Raw genomic sequence first — 16,014 nt, forward strand, 5'->3', positions numbered from 1 at the left:
CCATGGGCAAACTATTCTGGAAGTTTTTCATCGTCATTTGGCTGGCCTTGCTGACAATGGGCGGCAGTATGGGTGGCGCCTTCTGGTTGCAACGCAACGCGGTACTAAATGCGAATGGGGCCAGCCGGAACCAACCACAAATAGCCGCCGACCCTGCCGCCCCTTATCTCAACACTGCCAGCCTTATTGTTAATAAAGGCGGCATAGACGGGTTACGCAGCTTCTTGGCTGAATCCCGCCATAATCCGGCTATGCCACCCATCTTTGCAATCGATGATGTTGGTAAGGATGTGCTGGGGCGCGAAGTCGCGCCAAACATCCTCGCCCAGGCTAAATCCTTAGCGGCCTCCAATTCTACTGGCGTTCGGCGCATAAAGACCGATGAAGGCCAGAGCTATCTGCTATTTGCGCTGTATTCTGACAATAATTCAGCAAGAAATCCCAAGCAGTTACACCCCGACCCGCCGCCGCCCTGGTTACCGATCATCTTAGGTTTTTTTATTAGCCTTATTTTTAGTGGCGTATCGGCGTGGTATTTTGCCAAACCAATACGGCAATTGCAGTCAGCATTTAGTGCCGTTGCCCGGGGGGATCTTGATACCCGCGCTGGCCAAATTATGAGCCAACGCCACGATGAATTGGCTGATTTAGGCAAAAGCTTCGATTACATGGTGAGCCAAATCCAATTATCGGTTAATGCGCAACAGCGGCTCCTTCATGATGTCTCGCACGAACTGCGTTCGCCGTTGGCCAGAATTCAGACGGCTATCGGTTTGGCCTACCAGCAGCCGGATAAAATCCCGCTAACGCTGGAACGGATTGAAAAGGAATCGCAACGGATGAATGATCTGATCGGCGAATTACTGGCCATTTCAAGGCTGGAAGCGGGGGTCATCGGCAAACTGGAAATGATCGACATCAATGAGTTACTCTCTGAAATTGTTGAAGATGCCCGGCTTGAAGCGGATAGCAAAAACGTCGGAATCGACTTAAACATCGCCGGGGAAATATTTCTTCAAGGCTACTATGACCTACTCAGCAGAGCCATTGAAAATGTGCTGCGCAATGCGGTCAAATATACCCACCGCCATAGTAAAGTCAGCGTGAACGCCAAGCTTTGCGCCAGTGGCCACCAACTGCATATAGACATTACCGACCAAGGCCCCGGCGTAGCTGAAACAGAATTATCCGCTATTTTTGACCCCTTTTTTCGCGGCTCCCATCATCAAACATCCCAAGGCATCGGCTTAGGACTCACCATTGCGCTGAAAGCGCTGGAAACCCATCATGGCAAGATCAAGGTGGGCAATCGTGCAGAGGGCGGCCTCAAGGTTGAAATTATGTTGCCAACCGCTTGATTATCCTGGTTTTCTGATAGTCTCCATACCAAGCGCACAAGCCTGCCATAGACATAACCGTTGGTTTAGCACATAAGCGCGGTAAAATGACGTTCCCTTTGACGGAGTGGCCGCTTATGAACTTTCTCGACATCAGAACCGACTTTGCCTTTAAAAAAGTCTTTGGCAGCGAAGGCTCCAAAGACATCTTAATCAGCTTCCTCAACGCACTGATCAACTTCAACGGACGGCTCATCCGCGACCTGACCATCGTCGACCCGTACAACATCCCCATGCTCAAAGGCATGAAGGACACTTACGTCGATGTCAAAGCCGAACTGGACGACGGCAGCCGCGTGATCATCGAAATGCAGGTGCTCAACCATGAAGGCTTTGAAAAGCGCATCCTCTACAACGCCGCGAAAAACTACTCCGCCCAGTTGGGCAAGGGCGAGCAGTTCCACCTGCTCAACCCGGTCATCGCCCTAACCCTGACCGATTTCGTGATGTTCCCCGGCCAGCCCCTGACTAACTGCTTCAAACTGCTGGAAAAAGCCCGTTTCATCGAATACAGCGGCGACATCGAGCTGGTGTTCATCGAACTGCCCAAATTTACCAAAACCGAAGCCGAGCTGGACAGCGTGCAGGACAAATGGCTGTATTTCATCAAAAACGCGGGTAAATTGGACTGCATCCCGAAAAACTTGGGGCAAGAGCAGGAAAAAGCCTTCGCCATCGCCAACGAGGCCAACTTGAGCGCGGAAGAGCTGGATCTGCAACACCGCAAACGCGATTTTATACTCATCCAAAAAAGCTCGATTGACTTGGCCTTGCGACAAGGGCAGGAGCAAGGGCTTAAGCTGGGTATTCAACAGGGTTTGGAACAAGGTATCCAACAAGGCCTAGAGCAAATAGCACAAAACCGCCGCACCACCATCATCAACGCCCACCAAGCCGGATTAAACCCCGCCACCATCGCCGCGATTGTGCAATTGAGTGTCGCCGAAGTTGAGGCGGTGCTGGCGGATGTTAGCTGACGGTGGTCAGACGGGCTAGCAAACTGTCTTCCAGTTTATGCCCTTTACACCCTGCAAGTGCGTGGGTATGTGAACGGGGAAAGCCTACCGCCTTCCTACCCACAACAAACACAAACAAAACACGGGTGTTATACTTTTAGGGGATGTGTTATAAAGCCAACTGACACCCACCACCCCTAGATCGTAACCCCCGTTAATCGCTTGCAGGAAATACCTCCATGTCAGAACTCGCACTGCGGCTTATCGCAGAAAATAAGGAAACTAAGTCCACGTTTTTGGACTTGGGCAACTGTGGTTTGACCGAAGTGCCGGAGGAACTGGGGGAATTGGTTTGGTTGGAGGAACTGTCGTTTTCTAGCGAGAGGCAGGATAAAAATGGGTGGACAACATCTTCAAATAAGAGGGCTGTTAACCAAATAGGTAGGCTGAGGCCTGCCCCGTTTGTCCATTTAAAAAAGCTCAAAAAACTTTGGTTGAGCGGCGATTTTGGTAACGCATTTGCTTTAACTGATTTGTCCCCATTAAGCTACTTGCTAAACTTACAGTTGCTTAATATCGGATGCACGGAAACTTGCGACTTGTCTCCGCTGGCAGGCTTAATGGCCTTACAAGACCTTCATGCCTGGGGTACACCAGTCTCCGACCTATCCCAGTTGGCGGGCTTGGTGGCCTTGCAATCACTTGATGTTGGGAGTACGTCAGTCTCTGACCTGTTCCCGCTGGCGGGCTTGGCTGCTTTGCAATCGCTTAATATCAACAATACACCAGTCTCCGACCTGTCCCCGCTGGCGGGCTTGGCGGGCTTGCAATCGCTTGATGTCGGGGCAACAGAAGTCTCCGACCTATCCCCGCTGGCAGGCTTGGTAGCCTTGCAATCACTTGATGCCTGGGGCACACCAGTCTCCGATCTGTCCCCGTTGGCGGGTTTAGCGGCCTTGCAATCAATTCATGTCGGGAGTACGCCTGTCTCCGACCTGTCTCCGCTGGCGAGCTTGGCGACCTTGCAATCACTTAATTTTAGGGATACGCCAGTCTCCGACCTGTCCCCACTGGTGGGCTTGGTGGCCTTGCATTTGATTGATGCCGGAGATACACAAGTCTCTGACCTGTCCCTGCTGGTGGATTTAGCCGCCTTGCAATCGATTGATGTCGGCAATACGCAAGTCTCCGATCTATCTCCCTTACTACCCCTGATAAAATACGGAATTCCAGTTAAATGGGACACCCTGGAGCAGGGCATTTGCGTAGAAAACTGCCCCCTCACCAACCCACCCGCCGAAATCGCTAAACAAGGCAACGCCGCCATCCTCAATTATTTCCAAGAACAAGCCAGCCAAGGGGTCGATCATTTATACGAAGCCAAGCTATTGATTGTTGGCGAAGGTGGGACGGGTAAGACCAGTTTATTGCGGCGGCTTTACCAGTGCGATAAGCCTATGCCGGAAGAACCAGAAACCACCAAAGGCATTGACATCCACCGCCACGACTTTACGCTCGATAATGGCCGCAATTTCCGGCTAAATGTCTGGGATTTTGGCGGCCAAGAGATTTACCATGCCACTCACCAGTTTTTCCTCACTAAACGTTCGTTGTATGTATTGTTGGACGACACCCGCAAAAATAGCATAACCGTGCAGGATGATGGCTTTAAGTATTGGTTGGAGGTGGTCGATCAGTTGGGCGACCACAGCCCCGTGCTAATTTTCCAGAACGAAAAAGGCGGGCGCAGTAAGACCATAGACGAGGCGGGCATCAAAGGCCGCTTTGCCAATGTCAAAGGCGTGTATCAAGGCAATCTGGAACACCCCCACACGGCGGATAAATTGCACGAAGCCTTGGCATTTTACGCCAAGCAACTGCCGCATATTGGCGAAGAACTGCCCGCCCGTTGGGTCGCCATCCGTGCCGACATTGAAGAGCTGACGCAACAGAATCCCTATATTTCCCAGCAAGATTATTTTGCTTTGTATAAAAAGCATCTGGAATTTGACCGTGACAAAGCCCTGCATTTAAGCCGCTATTTGCATGATCTAGGCGTGTTCCTGCATTTTCAGGATGATCTAATCTTGGCAAAGACGGTGATCTTGCAAAACACCTGGGCGACCGAAGCGGTGTTTAAGATGCTTGATGATGAAGCGGTCAAAACAGCTTTGGGGCGTTTTACACAGCCAGATTGCCAACGGGTTTGGCAAGAGTCGCTTTATGCCGATATGCACCTTGAATTGTTGGCCTTGATGCAAAAATTTGAACTCTGTTACCGTTTGCCTGATACGGGACTCGAAACCTGGCTGGTTCCGCAACTGTTGCCACCGTCTAAACCCACTGCCTTAAATGGCTGGGAAAAAGCTGGGGATTTGGTGTTGCGTTACCGTTATGACTTTATGCCCAAGGGCCTTATCAGCCGCTTAATGGTGCGCCAGCACCGCCATGTGCCTAAGCCGGAATTGGACTGGGTGACGGGGGTGCTGTTTGAGCGTGATGGTGCGCAGTTATTGGCGGAAATTTCCCCGAAAGGCGATGAAATTGTCTTACGCGCCAGAGGCGCAGAGCGTAAGGCATTGTTGACCATCATAGCCGCCGATTTGGATGCCTTAAATGACAGTTTCCGGCTTAACGACAAGGTCGAAAAATGGGTGCCGTGCCATTGTAAACAATGCCTTACCAAAGCCATACCGGAAAGCTTCAACCAAAAACGGCTATTGCAACGCAAACGCGATGGCAAATTGACCGTGGAATGTCCTAGCAGTTATGAAGATGTTAATGTGCTAGCATTACTGGACGGCATCGAAGCAAAAAAATTACCCAATGGAGCAACGCCCTTGAAAATTTTTATTTCCTATTCCAAACACGACATACATCACAAAGACACCTTGCTTAAACACCTATCGGGTTTACGCGGTAAGATCATCACTTGGAACGATCAGGATTTGCGCGGCGGGGAAGAGTGGGATGATAGAATCAAAGAAGAATTGAACAAAGCCGATATAGTGTTATATCTGGTTACAGCAAACAGCATGGCTACCGATTATATCCAAGATACTGAACTGCCATTGGTTGAGGCACGTTGCCATAACGGGGAATGTAAGCTCATTCCGGTGATAGTGGGTTTTTGCCACTGGACTGATTTGGATTTTGCCAAATATAACGCCTTGCCTAATAAAGGTGTGCCCGTGGTGGATAAAAAACAGTGGAGCTCAGAAGATGAAGCTTGGTTAAAAGTGGTGGAAGGTGTCCGGCGGTTGGTTGTTGCACAAAAGTAACACCCCAAACAAGACGCAAGCCCAAACATAGCGTTATAATCTGTCTTATTTCCCCACCCCTACCCGTATCTTATGAGCAGTACAACCCATACCCCGCTTACGTTCATCGCCAAAGCCGCCCCAACCCGTTCGCCCTGCGCCTGTGCGCAAACGCAAACGTATGGCGGCAACCCACACCCTAACAAGGCAGGTTAACGATGGCCGTAGAAATTGAACATAAATTTTTGCTGGCGAATGACGGTTGGCGTGAACACGTCCACCGCTCGGTGGTCTACCGTCAAGGTTATTTAAGCTCGGAAGCGCATACCTCGATTCGGGTCAGGATCAGCGACGAACACGCGTGGCTGAACATCAAAAGCGCGGTGGTCGGCACACATCGGCAGGAGTACGAATACGAAATCCCCTTAGCCGATGCCGATGAGATCATCAGCCAATTGTGCCGGAAGCCGCTGATTGAAAAAACCCGCCATTTGGTACTGGATGACGGCAACCTGTGGGAGATTGACGAGTTTGCCGGCGAAAACCAAGGCCTGTGCGTCGCTGAGATTGAGCTGTCCGCCGTCGGCCAAGCGTTCCGTAAACCCGCGTGGCTGGGGGCGGAAGTGACCGATGATTTGCGCTATTATAATAATAACTTGGTCGCCCACCCTTATTCACAGTGGTACTATAAGGACTAAAGCTGGCTATAGCGGTCAGGGTTTCGGTTTTTAGTGGGATGGAGCGCGGGCATCTTGCCCGCCAGTTGCGGTCAAGATGACCGCGCTCCAAAAACCGAAAATTTGACCGTTCAGAGTATAGCAATAATGCGCCACCCAGCTTAATAACCCTTTCCTTAACCGCACGGCATTGGAGGTATGTCATTATGAAAACCCTATTTCCTTTAAAAGCCCTACAACAGGCTGTACTGGCCTCGGTGTTATTAGCGGCCAGTCCCACCCGCGCCGACCCTATCACCGACGCGTTAAATGCAATAGAAACGGATTGGGCGAAGATTTATTATCAACTGCCCAAACAACAGCAAGGCCCCGCTTATGCGCAATTGCTGGAAAAGGCGGTTAAGCTGTGTGGACAATACCCCAAAGCAACCGGGGCGTTATTTTGGCAGGCCGTCATTAAAGCCAGCTATGCCGACCATCAAGATCCGGTGTCGGCATTAAGCGCGGTGCATGAGGTACGCGAAATGCTCAGGCAAGTGATCGCCAGTGACCCTAAAACCATGGGCGGGTCGGCGTATGTGGTGTTGGGGACGTTATACCACCTGACCCCAGGCTGGCCGATTGCCTTCGGCGATGACGAAGAAGCGGAAAAGATGTTCCAAGCGGCGCTAAAAATCAGCCCCAACGGCATCGACAGCAATTTTTATTACGCGCAATACTTAGTGGATCAAGGCAAAAAAGACCAAGCCCTGCCCTATTTTGAACGCGCCAGCACCGCACCGGTCAGGCCGGAACAGGTTTTTGCCGATACCCGGCTTGAAGAAGAGGCGAAACAGGCCCTAACAACCGTTGATGGCAGCCCCTTAAACCGTAAAAAAGACCATTTGTCCAACGCCAACACCTCCGCCAGCAACAAATAAAGCCCGGTTGGTTAACTCGGTGTTCTATGGACGCAGGGTTTCTGCTAAAATAGTCACTTTTATTAAAATCTATTCTGGTAACCACTATGACTTTTGTAGTCACTGAAAATTGTATTAAATGTAAATTTACTGACTGTGTTGATGTCTGCCCGGTCGATTGTTTCCATGCCGGCCCTAACTTTTTGGTCATTGACCCGGATGAGTGCATAGACTGCACCTTATGTGAACCCGAATGCCCCGCCAACGCCATTTTTGCCGAAGACGAAGTGCCGGAAGGCCAAGAGCAATTTATCGCCTTAAATGCCGAACTGTCAAAAATTTGGCCCAGCATCACCGAAGTGCAGCCCGCCGCAGCGGATGCCGATGCGTGGAACGGTAAAGAAGGTAAATTGGACTTGCTGGAAAGATAAAGGCCCTCTGCTGGCAATACCGCGTTGTTAGCGGAATGCTCTGGAGGGGGCGGGTGCTGTTGCCGCCCCCTTAGCAGAGGCAACAGCACCCCTGCTTGAGGATAACTTAAGGGGCTTCGTCGGTTTGTTGTTTTAAACGGTTGCCGTCCACAATGCACATAATGCCAAACGCCAGATGCGATAAGCCCGTGTACAAAAAGAACAGCGGCAGGCTTTCGTCAATCTCCACCGTGTTGACTTCGCCATAAAATTGGATGGATTCAATCATCAAAATCAGAAAAAAGCCCACTAAGGTCATCACCTGAAATTTTTTGCTCAGCCAGCAGTAAAAAAACACCACCAGCTCAATCATCCCCAGATAAACAATCATCATGCGCAGATTGTTATCCAATGCCCCGTATAAATCGCCGTTAAAATCAAACACGCTATAACCGTCTGAAATTGACAACAGACAAAACCCCGCCAACACCAGTACCGCGATATAAAAATTTATTGCCACCAGCCCTTTGCCTAAGCGGCTTATTGTTAAGACCATCGCTTTCATCCTAGATCACCTTAAAAAAAAAGCCCTCCCATAGACAACCTAGGAGGGCTTATAGAGGAGGACGGGAGTCTTCTTAACCTATCAGCGCAGATTAAGAAAGCAATACGAAATTCATGCCATTTAGCCTGTGCCGCCCATACTTAGGCACAATGGCTAAGCATATCGGCAACACCTCTGAATGACCCTGAATCTTGCTTATCAACTTACAAGCACAACGCATTTTGTCAATTCATATCTGTACAAAACATGTACAAAATTACATTATGCTCCTGACCTACACCTGAAAATAGCCCTAAGTGCCGATTCGTGGTATATCAATGGCAGGGCAAGTATAAGTAGGTGTGCATATATCTTTTAACATTTGCGAATTAAACCCCACCCCAGCCCTCCCCTTCGCAGGGGAGGGAGCGTTTTCCCCGTCGAACAGGCGAAAATCAGGGGAAAAAGCCCCTCCCCCTGGCAAGGGGGAGGTTGGGAGGAGGTTACAGAGATAACAATGTTAAATGTTAAAAGATATATGCACACACTTAGAAGCCCTAACAGCCCCCTCCTGACCACCACTTAATTATAAGGGAAAATCATGGACATTCTGCTTACTGGCGGCACCGGCTTCCTCGGCTCCGCCCTCGCGCGTAACTTGTACGACCAAAACAACACCGTCACTATCCTGACCCGCAACCCGCAATCTGTCCGGCAGATAGGCCGCCCAGGCCTAAAGGTGCTGGACGACATGGCAAACATTAACGCCGACTCGTCTTATCAGGCGGTGATTAACTTGGCGGGCGCACCGATATTTGCGGGCCGCTGGACACCTGCCCAAAAACAGCTCATCCGCAGCAGCCGCATCGGCTTGACCGAACGCTTGCTGGACGCACTGGCGCGGATGCCCACCCCGCCCCAAGTGCTGGTCAGCGGGTCGGCCATCGGCTATTACGGCTGCCAAGGCGATACCTCCCTGACCGAATATTCGGCGGTGCATGAAGATTTTTCGCAACAGCTTTGCCATGATTGGGAACAGGCGGCACGCCAAGCGGAAGCCCAAGGCACCCGGGTCTGCCTGATAAGGACAGGCCTAGTCGTCGGCGCGGGCAGCGGTTTTTTGCAACGGATGTTACTGCCCTTCCGTTTCGGCTTAGGCGGACGCTTAGGCAACGGCCAGCAATGGATGTCGTGGATACACCTGCAAGATTGGCTGGGCATTGCCCAAACCTTGCTGTACGACACCACCTTACACGGGCCGTATAACGCCACCGCCCCCCATCCGGTCACTAACCGCGAATTTACCCGCACCTTAGCCGCTTGCTTGCACCGCCCTGCCTTATTAACCCTACCCGCCAGCCTCTTAAAGCTGGGCTTAGGCGAGATGTCCGAGCTCTTGCTGGGTGGCCAAAACGTGTTGCCGCAACGGCTGCTGGAGCATGGCTATAGCTTCCGCTACCCCTTGCTTAGCGATGCTTTACAAGAAGTCTTAAGCCATGAATAAAAGGCTGATCAATCCGCAAAAACTGCTCTTGAGCAAATGGACGGCGGTAACGCCTGCCAACAAAGAAAAGCATTTTTTGGTGACGCGCTTAATTAAGGACGAACAGGAGGTGGTTATCGCCTGTATTTTAGAAGCGGTAATAAATCACAATGAATACGAAATTGCTTGGAACTTATTGAAAGAAAAAACTATTTGGCAAATGGGCTGGCATTAGGCAGCAGGCTTAAGAGAAAGTTTTTCCGCCCACCGCTTGCGCAATTTCCCGGCATCCATTATTGTTAAGCAAGAATGTGAAATAGTTCACGGAAAAATAAAAAATATTAATTTATGCTATTTCGCGTAAACAAAGCTGGGCAGAACAACTCAGCCGCACCGTTTATTTATTCTTAACAAGGGGCTTTATTATGAAAAAAATAACCGCAACGCTAGCTTTGTCGCTGTTGCCTTATTACGCGTTTGCCGGTGTGTTTGATGCGCTCATTACCGTCACCAATCCAGACACCCAAGCACAATCCTCCAAATCGTTTTCATTCGACACCGCCAATAACTTTTTTGACCAGCTCAAGGAAAAGGGCTTTAAGCCGTCTTTTCCCGGTTACAACAGCACTTGGGGGGTGACCGCCAACACGGTTTATCAAGGCGTACCTATTGTGGTGACGTTTAATGAAAAGAGCAACACCCTGATTTTGGACATTCCCTCAGTCGGTTTACAGGGCAAGACCTTTACAGGCACCAACCGTAGCAACAGCACCAAACAGATGGAAAACTACCTGCGCAACGACACTGGCGGCACTTATAGCAAGATCCTGCAATATCAGGTCGCCAACACCCCTAACTCACAAATTGCCGGCAACCCTACCAGCTTACAAGGCCAAATCGTCAGCAGCAACTTTGATTTTGCCAGCAATGCCACATCAACATCAACAACCTCAACATCAAGCTCTGGCAGCCACACTGGCAAAGCCTCCAGCCTCTCTTCCGCCAACCCCATCATGGTCGGTATAGGCGGCGGCAATTATACCCAAGGCGGTAAAGTTGATATTTCCGTCCTTAACATACCTGTCAGCAAAGCCTTCAATATTAGCGCGGATGATCCGCGTAAAAAACTCCTGCTCACTGGCCAGTTCAACTATATCACCGTAGGGCAAGCCGCTTCTTACCAAGGCAGCTTAGGGGTTGGCTATATGCACCCCCTGACGGATAATTGGTATCTGATCCCCTCGGTCGGTTACGGTGCTCTCGGCTCGCAAGACTTGGCCACCTTAGGGCAAATATTCAACACCTCGCTGGCCAGCAACTACCAGTTCAAGTTCCAAGGCCTCGACATGGGCTTCGTCAATATGTTCGGCTTTTACAAAACCTTGCCGCTCAGCATTAAAGGCGTAGTCAGCTCCGACCCTAACATCAATAACTATGTCTTTAAAAACGGTATTTTCCCCAGCAAAGTGGTGTCGATGTTCGGCCATGACGTAAAAGTCAAAGGTATCTTCACCGATACCGAATTCACCGGCTCCAAAGTGTTTGTCCGCCAATATAACGAAGTCGGCATTGAACTGAGCTCCGTCAAAAAAATCGGTTGGGTAGACCGCGCCACGTTTGGCTTGGCAGACTCATTATCGCTAAGCGGCAAATATGTGTTCAGTATCGAAAACCCCAACAACTTCGAAGGCTACGACATCGGCATCAGCTACGATTTCTAAGCAGCCCTGCCCAAAGCCTTAAACAAAAAAAGCCGCCCAGCAACTTCCGCTGGGCGGCTTTTTTAGCGAATGCCGCACGCTACACATAAAACCAGGTAGGATTAACGTAATGGCAGTGACCGCCAATCCTGCCCACCCGCCTTTACTTTCGCGTTTTTCCCCGTATGCTAAATAGCGGTGGGCAAAATCCCCCCATCGGACACCGCCCTTAACCGCCGCCCCCAACGCTGCGGTAGAGGGTGTCCCACACCAGCATCTGCGGAGGACTTATGGCAGCAAATGACAACGACAATGACGACAAATCCGTGCTGACCTTTGTGCTAGGCACAATGATCATCAGCTTCATCGTTATGGCATTAATCTAAACGCCCGGCAAACCTATACCCCCCTAAGGCAGTTCCCTAGGGGGGGAAACCACCTACAACACGTCCGCTAAATTCCCCTTAGTCTCCAGCCACGCCTTCCGGTCTTGCGAGCGTTTTTTCGCCAACAACAAATCCAACTGCCCGCTAGTCTCATCATCGTCGGCAATTGTCAACTGCACCAAACGGCGGGTATCCGGGTTCATCGTGGTTTCCCGAAGCTGTGAGGGGTTCATTTCGCCCAAACCTTTAAACCGCTGGACATTAATCGTCCCTTTCAGCTTCTCGGCCTTAATGCGGTCTAACACCCCCAACCGTTCCGACTCATCCAGCGCGTAAAACACCCGCTTGCCGACATCAATCCGGTACAAGGGCGGCATCGCCACAAACACATGCCCCGCCTTCACCAGCGGCTGAAAATGCTGGTAAAACAGGGCGCAAATCAGCGTCGCAATATGGTTGCCGTCCGAATCGGCATCGGCGAGGATACAGACCTTACCATAACGCAAATTCTGCAAATCGTCCGACCCCGGCTCTATCCCTAAAGCCACAGCTATATCATGCACCTCTTGCGAAGCCATCACCTGCGTAGACTCCACTTCCCAAGTATTCAAAATCTTGCCGCGCAAGGGCATAATCGCCTGAAAATCCCGCTCCCGCGCCTGTTTCGCCGAACCGCCCGCCGAATCCCCTTCCACCAAAAACAATTCAGTACGCGCAATATCCTGCGCCGAACAATCCGCCAATTTACCCGGCAACGCGGGCCCGGCGGTGATTTTCTTACGGATGATCTTCTTATTCGAGCGCAAGCGTTTTTGGGCGCTGGCGATAATCACCTCGGCGATCTTCTCACCCTCCGCCGGATGCTGGTTCAGCCACAAGCTAAACGTATCTTTAGCCACCCCCGACACAAACGCCACACACTCGCGCGAGCTTAAGCGCTCCTTAGTTTGCCCGGAAAACTGCGGGTCTTCCAACTTTACCGACAAGACAAAATGGCAGTTCTCCCACACATCTTCCGGCGCGACCTTCACCCCGCGCGGCAGAATACTGCGCAAATCACAAAACTCCCGCATCGCCTCGGTCAACCCCGCCCGCAAGCCGTTGACATGCGTACCGCCCTGCGCGGTCGGCACCAAATTGACATAACTTTCCGCCAGCACTTCCGAACTGTTTTCCACCGCCCAGACCACACCCCATTCCACCGCCTCATGGTTAGCGGCACTATTGCCCATAAACGGCTGTTCGGGGAAATACTCCACCTGACCAATACGGTCAAGCAGATAATCCTTTAGCCCATCCTGGTAATACCACTCGAAATGCTCTTCCGACTGCTCGATTTTCAGAATCACCTTCAAACCCGGCGACAACACCGCCTTCGCGCGTAAATTGTGCTTAAGCCGCGACACCGACACTTTACTGGAATCGAAATACTTTTCGTTCGGCCAAAACTTCACCGTCGTGCCGGTATTGTTCTTGCCCACCGTGCCGACTTCGGTCAACTCGCTTTGCTTCTCGCCATCGGCAAAGGTCATCCGGTATATCTTACCGTTACGCTTCACCTCCACCTCTAACTTGGCGGACAAGGCGTTAACCACCGACACCCCGACCCCGTGCAAACCGCCGGAGAATTGGTAGTTTTTGTTAGAGAACTTACCGCCCGCATGGAGTTGGGTCAAAATCACCTCCACCCCCGGCATCCCCTGCTCAGGATGCACATCCACGGGCATCCCCCGGCCATTATCGGACACCGACACCCCGCCGTCCTTCAGCAACAGCACCTCAATGCTATTGGCATGGCCAGCCATCGCCTCGTCGACGCTATTATCGACCACCTCCTGCACCAAATGGTTAGGGCGGGTGGTATCCGTATACATGCCAGGACGCTTACGCACCGGCTCCAAACCGCTTAAGACCTCTATCGCGGCGGCATTATATTCATTACTCATTGGCTCTTGCTTACTCAATCACTAAAAACGGGAAGGGTTGTTGCTATACATCCTATCATTAAATATTTCTATCCGTATCCCCAAACAACAATTATGCCATTTTTGGGGGTGTGGGAGGCAAGGCGGGGACGGGTAAAAAGCGGGGCTTGGGGCGGATAAACATAGTTGTTACGCTGTTACCAATTGATCGATAATTATTCCAGTTTTTCTAAGTATTTCGGTCTCGCTCGGCAACTTAATTTGCATACGATTTTTTGCTCTAGCCTCTATTAAAGGCTCCAATCCTTTCCTTGCATAGTCCTCCCTATCACTACTGGCATACATATCTCGTAGCAGATCTGGAACATCCAGTTTTTGAAATTCATCAATCACAATCGCGGCATCTGTCTCGTTTAACAAATAGTCAAACGCCAGTTGCCCGAAGACGCTTTCAATAATTTTAAGCATCGCTTTGGCATCATCTTCAATAAATTCATCTAACACCGTAGAAGCAACGGCTGAAGCAGCACTACCGCCTGCAAAACCACCTAACAGTCCTCCAATAATCCCCCCTGCTGCTGTGCCTATAATGGGTACAGCAGAACCAATTGATGCGCCTAAAGCTGCACCAGCCCACCACCCACCAGTGCCTCCTGCCACAGCCGATGCTGTAGTAGCCACATTTTTAAACACTTGAGCCCCAGAAATTCTTCCATTGAATAGACGAACAAAATCTACCGAAGACAAAACAACAGTAGTCACAACCCCAGTAACAATATTCCCCCTCAATAGCTTACTGACATTTCTCATAGCCACATCACCATAAATATTTTTACCAGATCGCAAGCCATTTGCTAGCCAAGCGGCGGTTTTTGGTCCCATTTGCTGGACAATCCAGTCAGTTGTGCCTCTTAATCCTTGTTCCAAACCTGTTCTGCCTAATTGGGCTGCTAAAACACTACTGACCCAAGCAATACCACCTACTTTTAATCCAGAATAGCAGGCTTGCTCTAAAGCAATATCCCATTGCTCTCCATTCCAAATAGAAACAGCAAACGACATAACCGCAGAAATGCCCATTGCAGTACCTGCCAACTTAACACCATTAACGGCATCATAAGTTAAGCTTTCAACTGTTCCAAAACGAGCAATATTTTTAACTTGTTGATAGGTATATTCGCCTTTTTTAATAATGTCTTTTGCTTTTACCGGGTCACTAATGCCTTTCAATTGGCCTTTTCTAATTCTATCTTCCATTGCTTGTACGGCTGAATCATACATATCGGATGGCACTTCAATTTGCATGGGGGTTCCGTTGGTATTCCAATAACGGAACTGACCGTTTTCAAACGTTTCAGCAACGCATTTTGACCCCGAATTACAATATTTTGTTTGTATGAATATGCCGTCAACTAGCCTATCAGCACCATTTTTAACATTATTACCGCCAATCAGTTCTGCATTTTTACCTGAAAAAAAGTCATGAAGATGATTTGCTTTTTCAGCGGCAAATCCATGCCCACGTTGCGCACTTAAAATAACGTTGTCTGCATAATTTATTGCACTACCCATAGCTCCTGCAGAAAGCCCAGCTATTTGTGTTATATCTATGCGATCATCTGATGAGTGTATTTTTTGAAAATCAGTGGCATCTATTTCTTCTATGGAACCTCCAAAATATTCTACTAATTTCTCAAGCCCTTCTTTAAACCCCTGCCCAACAGCATTAAATCTCCATATTCCATTTTTCCTATAAAGCTCACCCAATATTAATGAACGTTCCAAGTTAAAATCATCTCCACTGAATTTAAAACAAGCAATTTCTTGGTCATCACTAAGAAACTTTAAATAACCAGATTCCATTAGCCCCATAGTATCTAAACCATTAACAGCAATTGTGAAAGCCAAATGCTCTACTGCTCTAGGCAATGTATTTAAATTACAAGAAAAAAGTGCCAAATTAGCTTGCAAAGCTACTGATACAGATCCACAGGGCATTTGCGGCTGATTGAAGAACACCATGTAATCATCAGTTAACAACTTATTATCTATGTCCAATCCAAAACAAGCAAAATCAACTGATATACCTACAATTGATAACCTAACTTTAAAATTTTGACATTCACTGCCAAGTAGCTGAGCAAGCGATACCCGCTGCCCTTTCATAAGTTGCATAATAACTCCATCATATTGGATTGAATTAGCTGGTCGAAGTTAAGAAAATTTATTCTTTTACCTGACACTTAACGCATATAGCTTTAGGGAATAGTGACTTGCCCCTTAGTAGTTAATCGGGGAAGAGTGTAACGTATCTCCTTACTAAATAGTCAGGCTGCATCGATAAAACATAGCCTACCATATCGCTGGCAAAACCACG

The 16,014-nt window shown here is 49.5% G+C and carries 13 protein-coding genes; 10 read left to right on the forward strand and 3 right to left on the reverse strand.

Annotation, left to right across the window (positions count from 1 at the left end; all coding sequences use genetic code 11):
- The first annotated feature begins 2 nt into the window (after nucleotides 1–2).
- The 7 genes from CEK71_RS17585 to fdxA all read left to right on the forward strand — a co-directional run bounded on the left by CEK71_RS17585 (nucleotide 3) and on the right by fdxA (nucleotide 7,620).
- Nucleotides 3–1,358 (forward strand): ATP-binding protein, encoded by a 1,356-nt coding sequence (locus CEK71_RS17585; protein ID WP_088620601.1) that lies wholly within the window; start codon nucleotides 3–5, stop codon nucleotides 1,356–1,358.
- Between the two features lie 116 nt (nucleotides 1,359–1,474).
- The gene (locus CEK71_RS17590) at nucleotides 1,475–2,374 is read left to right on the forward strand and encodes an Rpn family recombination-promoting nuclease/putative transposase (protein ID WP_088620602.1); all 900 of its coding nucleotides are present in this window, start codon (nucleotides 1,475–1,477) and stop codon (nucleotides 2,372–2,374) included.
- A gap of 218 nt (nucleotides 2,375–2,592) precedes the next feature.
- Nucleotides 2,593–5,634, forward strand: a complete 3,042-nt coding sequence (locus tag CEK71_RS17595; RefSeq protein ID WP_088620603.1) for a COR domain-containing protein — start codon at nucleotides 2,593–2,595, stop codon at nucleotides 5,632–5,634.
- A 72-nt stretch (nucleotides 5,635–5,706) separates the two neighbouring features.
- A complete protein-coding gene (locus CEK71_RS23980) occupies nucleotides 5,707–5,829 on the forward strand; it encodes a hypothetical protein (protein WP_269766564.1) in 123 nt (40 codons plus the stop codon).
- Nucleotides 5,830–5,831: 2 nt separating this feature from the next.
- Nucleotides 5,832–6,311 carry a CYTH domain-containing protein gene (locus CEK71_RS17600; protein WP_088620604.1) on the forward strand — a complete coding sequence of 160 codons (480 nt, stop codon included), beginning with the start codon at nucleotides 5,832–5,834 and terminating at the stop codon, nucleotides 6,309–6,311.
- A 185-nt stretch (nucleotides 6,312–6,496) separates the two neighbouring features.
- Entirely contained in the window at nucleotides 6,497–7,210 is a 714-nt protein-coding gene (locus CEK71_RS17605) for a TRAP transporter TatT component family protein (RefSeq protein ID WP_088620605.1), read from the forward strand.
- 86 nt (nucleotides 7,211–7,296) lie between these two features.
- Nucleotides 7,297–7,620 (forward strand): ferredoxin FdxA, encoded by a 324-nt coding sequence (gene fdxA, locus CEK71_RS17610; RefSeq protein WP_088620606.1) that lies wholly within the window; start codon nucleotides 7,297–7,299, stop codon nucleotides 7,618–7,620.
- Between the two features lie 106 nt (nucleotides 7,621–7,726).
- On the opposite strand, the gene CEK71_RS17615 is transcribed toward fdxA, so the two are convergent.
- The gene (locus CEK71_RS17615; protein WP_088621679.1) at nucleotides 7,727–8,155 is read right to left on the reverse strand and encodes a hypothetical protein; all 429 of its coding nucleotides are present in this window, start codon (nucleotides 8,153–8,155) and stop codon (nucleotides 7,727–7,729) included.
- Between the two features lie 589 nt (nucleotides 8,156–8,744).
- Between CEK71_RS17615 and CEK71_RS17620 the strand changes: the two genes are divergently transcribed.
- The 3 genes from CEK71_RS17620 (at nucleotide 8,745) to CEK71_RS17630 (ending at nucleotide 11,347) form a co-directional block, all read left to right on the forward strand.
- On the forward strand, nucleotides 8,745–9,647 hold the full coding sequence (locus tag CEK71_RS17620) for a TIGR01777 family oxidoreductase (RefSeq protein WP_088620607.1): 903 nt from the start codon (nucleotides 8,745–8,747) through the stop codon (nucleotides 9,645–9,647).
- Nucleotides 9,640–9,861, forward strand: a complete 222-nt coding sequence (locus CEK71_RS17625) for a TIGR02450 family Trp-rich protein (protein ID WP_088620608.1) — start codon at nucleotides 9,640–9,642, stop codon at nucleotides 9,859–9,861. The genes CEK71_RS17620 and CEK71_RS17625 overlap by 8 nt, the downstream gene beginning before the upstream one ends.
- A 190-nt stretch (nucleotides 9,862–10,051) precedes the next feature.
- Nucleotides 10,052–11,347, forward strand: a complete 1,296-nt coding sequence (locus tag CEK71_RS17630; protein WP_088620609.1) for a hypothetical protein — start codon at nucleotides 10,052–10,054, stop codon at nucleotides 11,345–11,347.
- 418 nt (nucleotides 11,348–11,765) lie between these two features.
- On the opposite strand, the gene parE is transcribed toward CEK71_RS17630, so the two are convergent.
- Together parE and CEK71_RS17640 are read right to left on the reverse strand one after the other, a co-directional pair.
- The gene (parE, locus tag CEK71_RS17635; RefSeq protein WP_088620610.1) at nucleotides 11,766–13,658 is read right to left on the reverse strand and encodes a DNA topoisomerase IV subunit B; all 1,893 of its coding nucleotides are present in this window, start codon (nucleotides 13,656–13,658) and stop codon (nucleotides 11,766–11,768) included.
- Between the two features lie 168 nt (nucleotides 13,659–13,826).
- Nucleotides 13,827–15,812, reverse strand: a complete 1,986-nt coding sequence (locus tag CEK71_RS17640; RefSeq protein ID WP_088620611.1) for a TerD family protein — start codon at nucleotides 15,810–15,812, stop codon at nucleotides 13,827–13,829.
- Nucleotides 15,813–16,014: the final 202 nt, after the last annotated feature.

It is taken from the genome of Methylovulum psychrotolerans (assembly GCF_002209385.1).
Lineage (GTDB): Bacteria > Pseudomonadota > Gammaproteobacteria > Methylococcales > Methylomonadaceae > Methylovulum > Methylovulum psychrotolerans.

Bases quoted from the DNA above. Each gene is read 5' to 3' on its own strand.
- CEK71_RS17615 (WP_088621679.1), bottom strand. From the start codon at position 8,155: ATGGTCTTAACAATAAGCCGCTTAGGCAAAGGGCTGGTGGCAATAAAT.
- CEK71_RS17630 (WP_088620609.1), top strand. From the start codon at position 10,052: ATGAAAAAAATAACCGCAACGCTAGCTTTGTCGCTGTTGCCTTATTAC.
- CEK71_RS17625 (WP_088620608.1), top strand. From the start codon at position 9,640: ATGAATAAAAGGCTGATCAATCCGCAAAAACTGCTCTTGAGCAAATGG.
- CEK71_RS17605 (WP_088620605.1), top strand. From the start codon at position 6,497: ATGAAAACCCTATTTCCTTTAAAAGCCCTACAACAGGCTGTACTGGCC.
- CEK71_RS17595 (WP_088620603.1), top strand. From the start codon at position 2,593: ATGTCAGAACTCGCACTGCGGCTTATCGCAGAAAATAAGGAAACTAAG.
- CEK71_RS23980 (WP_269766564.1), top strand. From the start codon at position 5,707: ATGAGCAGTACAACCCATACCCCGCTTACGTTCATCGCCAAAGCCGCC.
- CEK71_RS17590 (WP_088620602.1), top strand. From the start codon at position 1,475: ATGAACTTTCTCGACATCAGAACCGACTTTGCCTTTAAAAAAGTCTTT.
- parE (WP_088620610.1), bottom strand. From the start codon at position 13,658: ATGAGTAATGAATATAATGCCGCCGCGATAGAGGTCTTAAGCGGTTTG.
- CEK71_RS17585 (WP_088620601.1), top strand. From the start codon at position 3: ATGGGCAAACTATTCTGGAAGTTTTTCATCGTCATTTGGCTGGCCTTG.
- CEK71_RS17640 (WP_088620611.1), bottom strand. From the start codon at position 15,812: ATGCAACTTATGAAAGGGCAGCGGGTATCGCTTGCTCAGCTACTTGGC.
- fdxA (WP_088620606.1), top strand. From the start codon at position 7,297: ATGACTTTTGTAGTCACTGAAAATTGTATTAAATGTAAATTTACTGAC.
- CEK71_RS17620 (WP_088620607.1), top strand. From the start codon at position 8,745: ATGGACATTCTGCTTACTGGCGGCACCGGCTTCCTCGGCTCCGCCCTC.
- CEK71_RS17600 (WP_088620604.1), top strand. From the start codon at position 5,832: ATGGCCGTAGAAATTGAACATAAATTTTTGCTGGCGAATGACGGTTGG.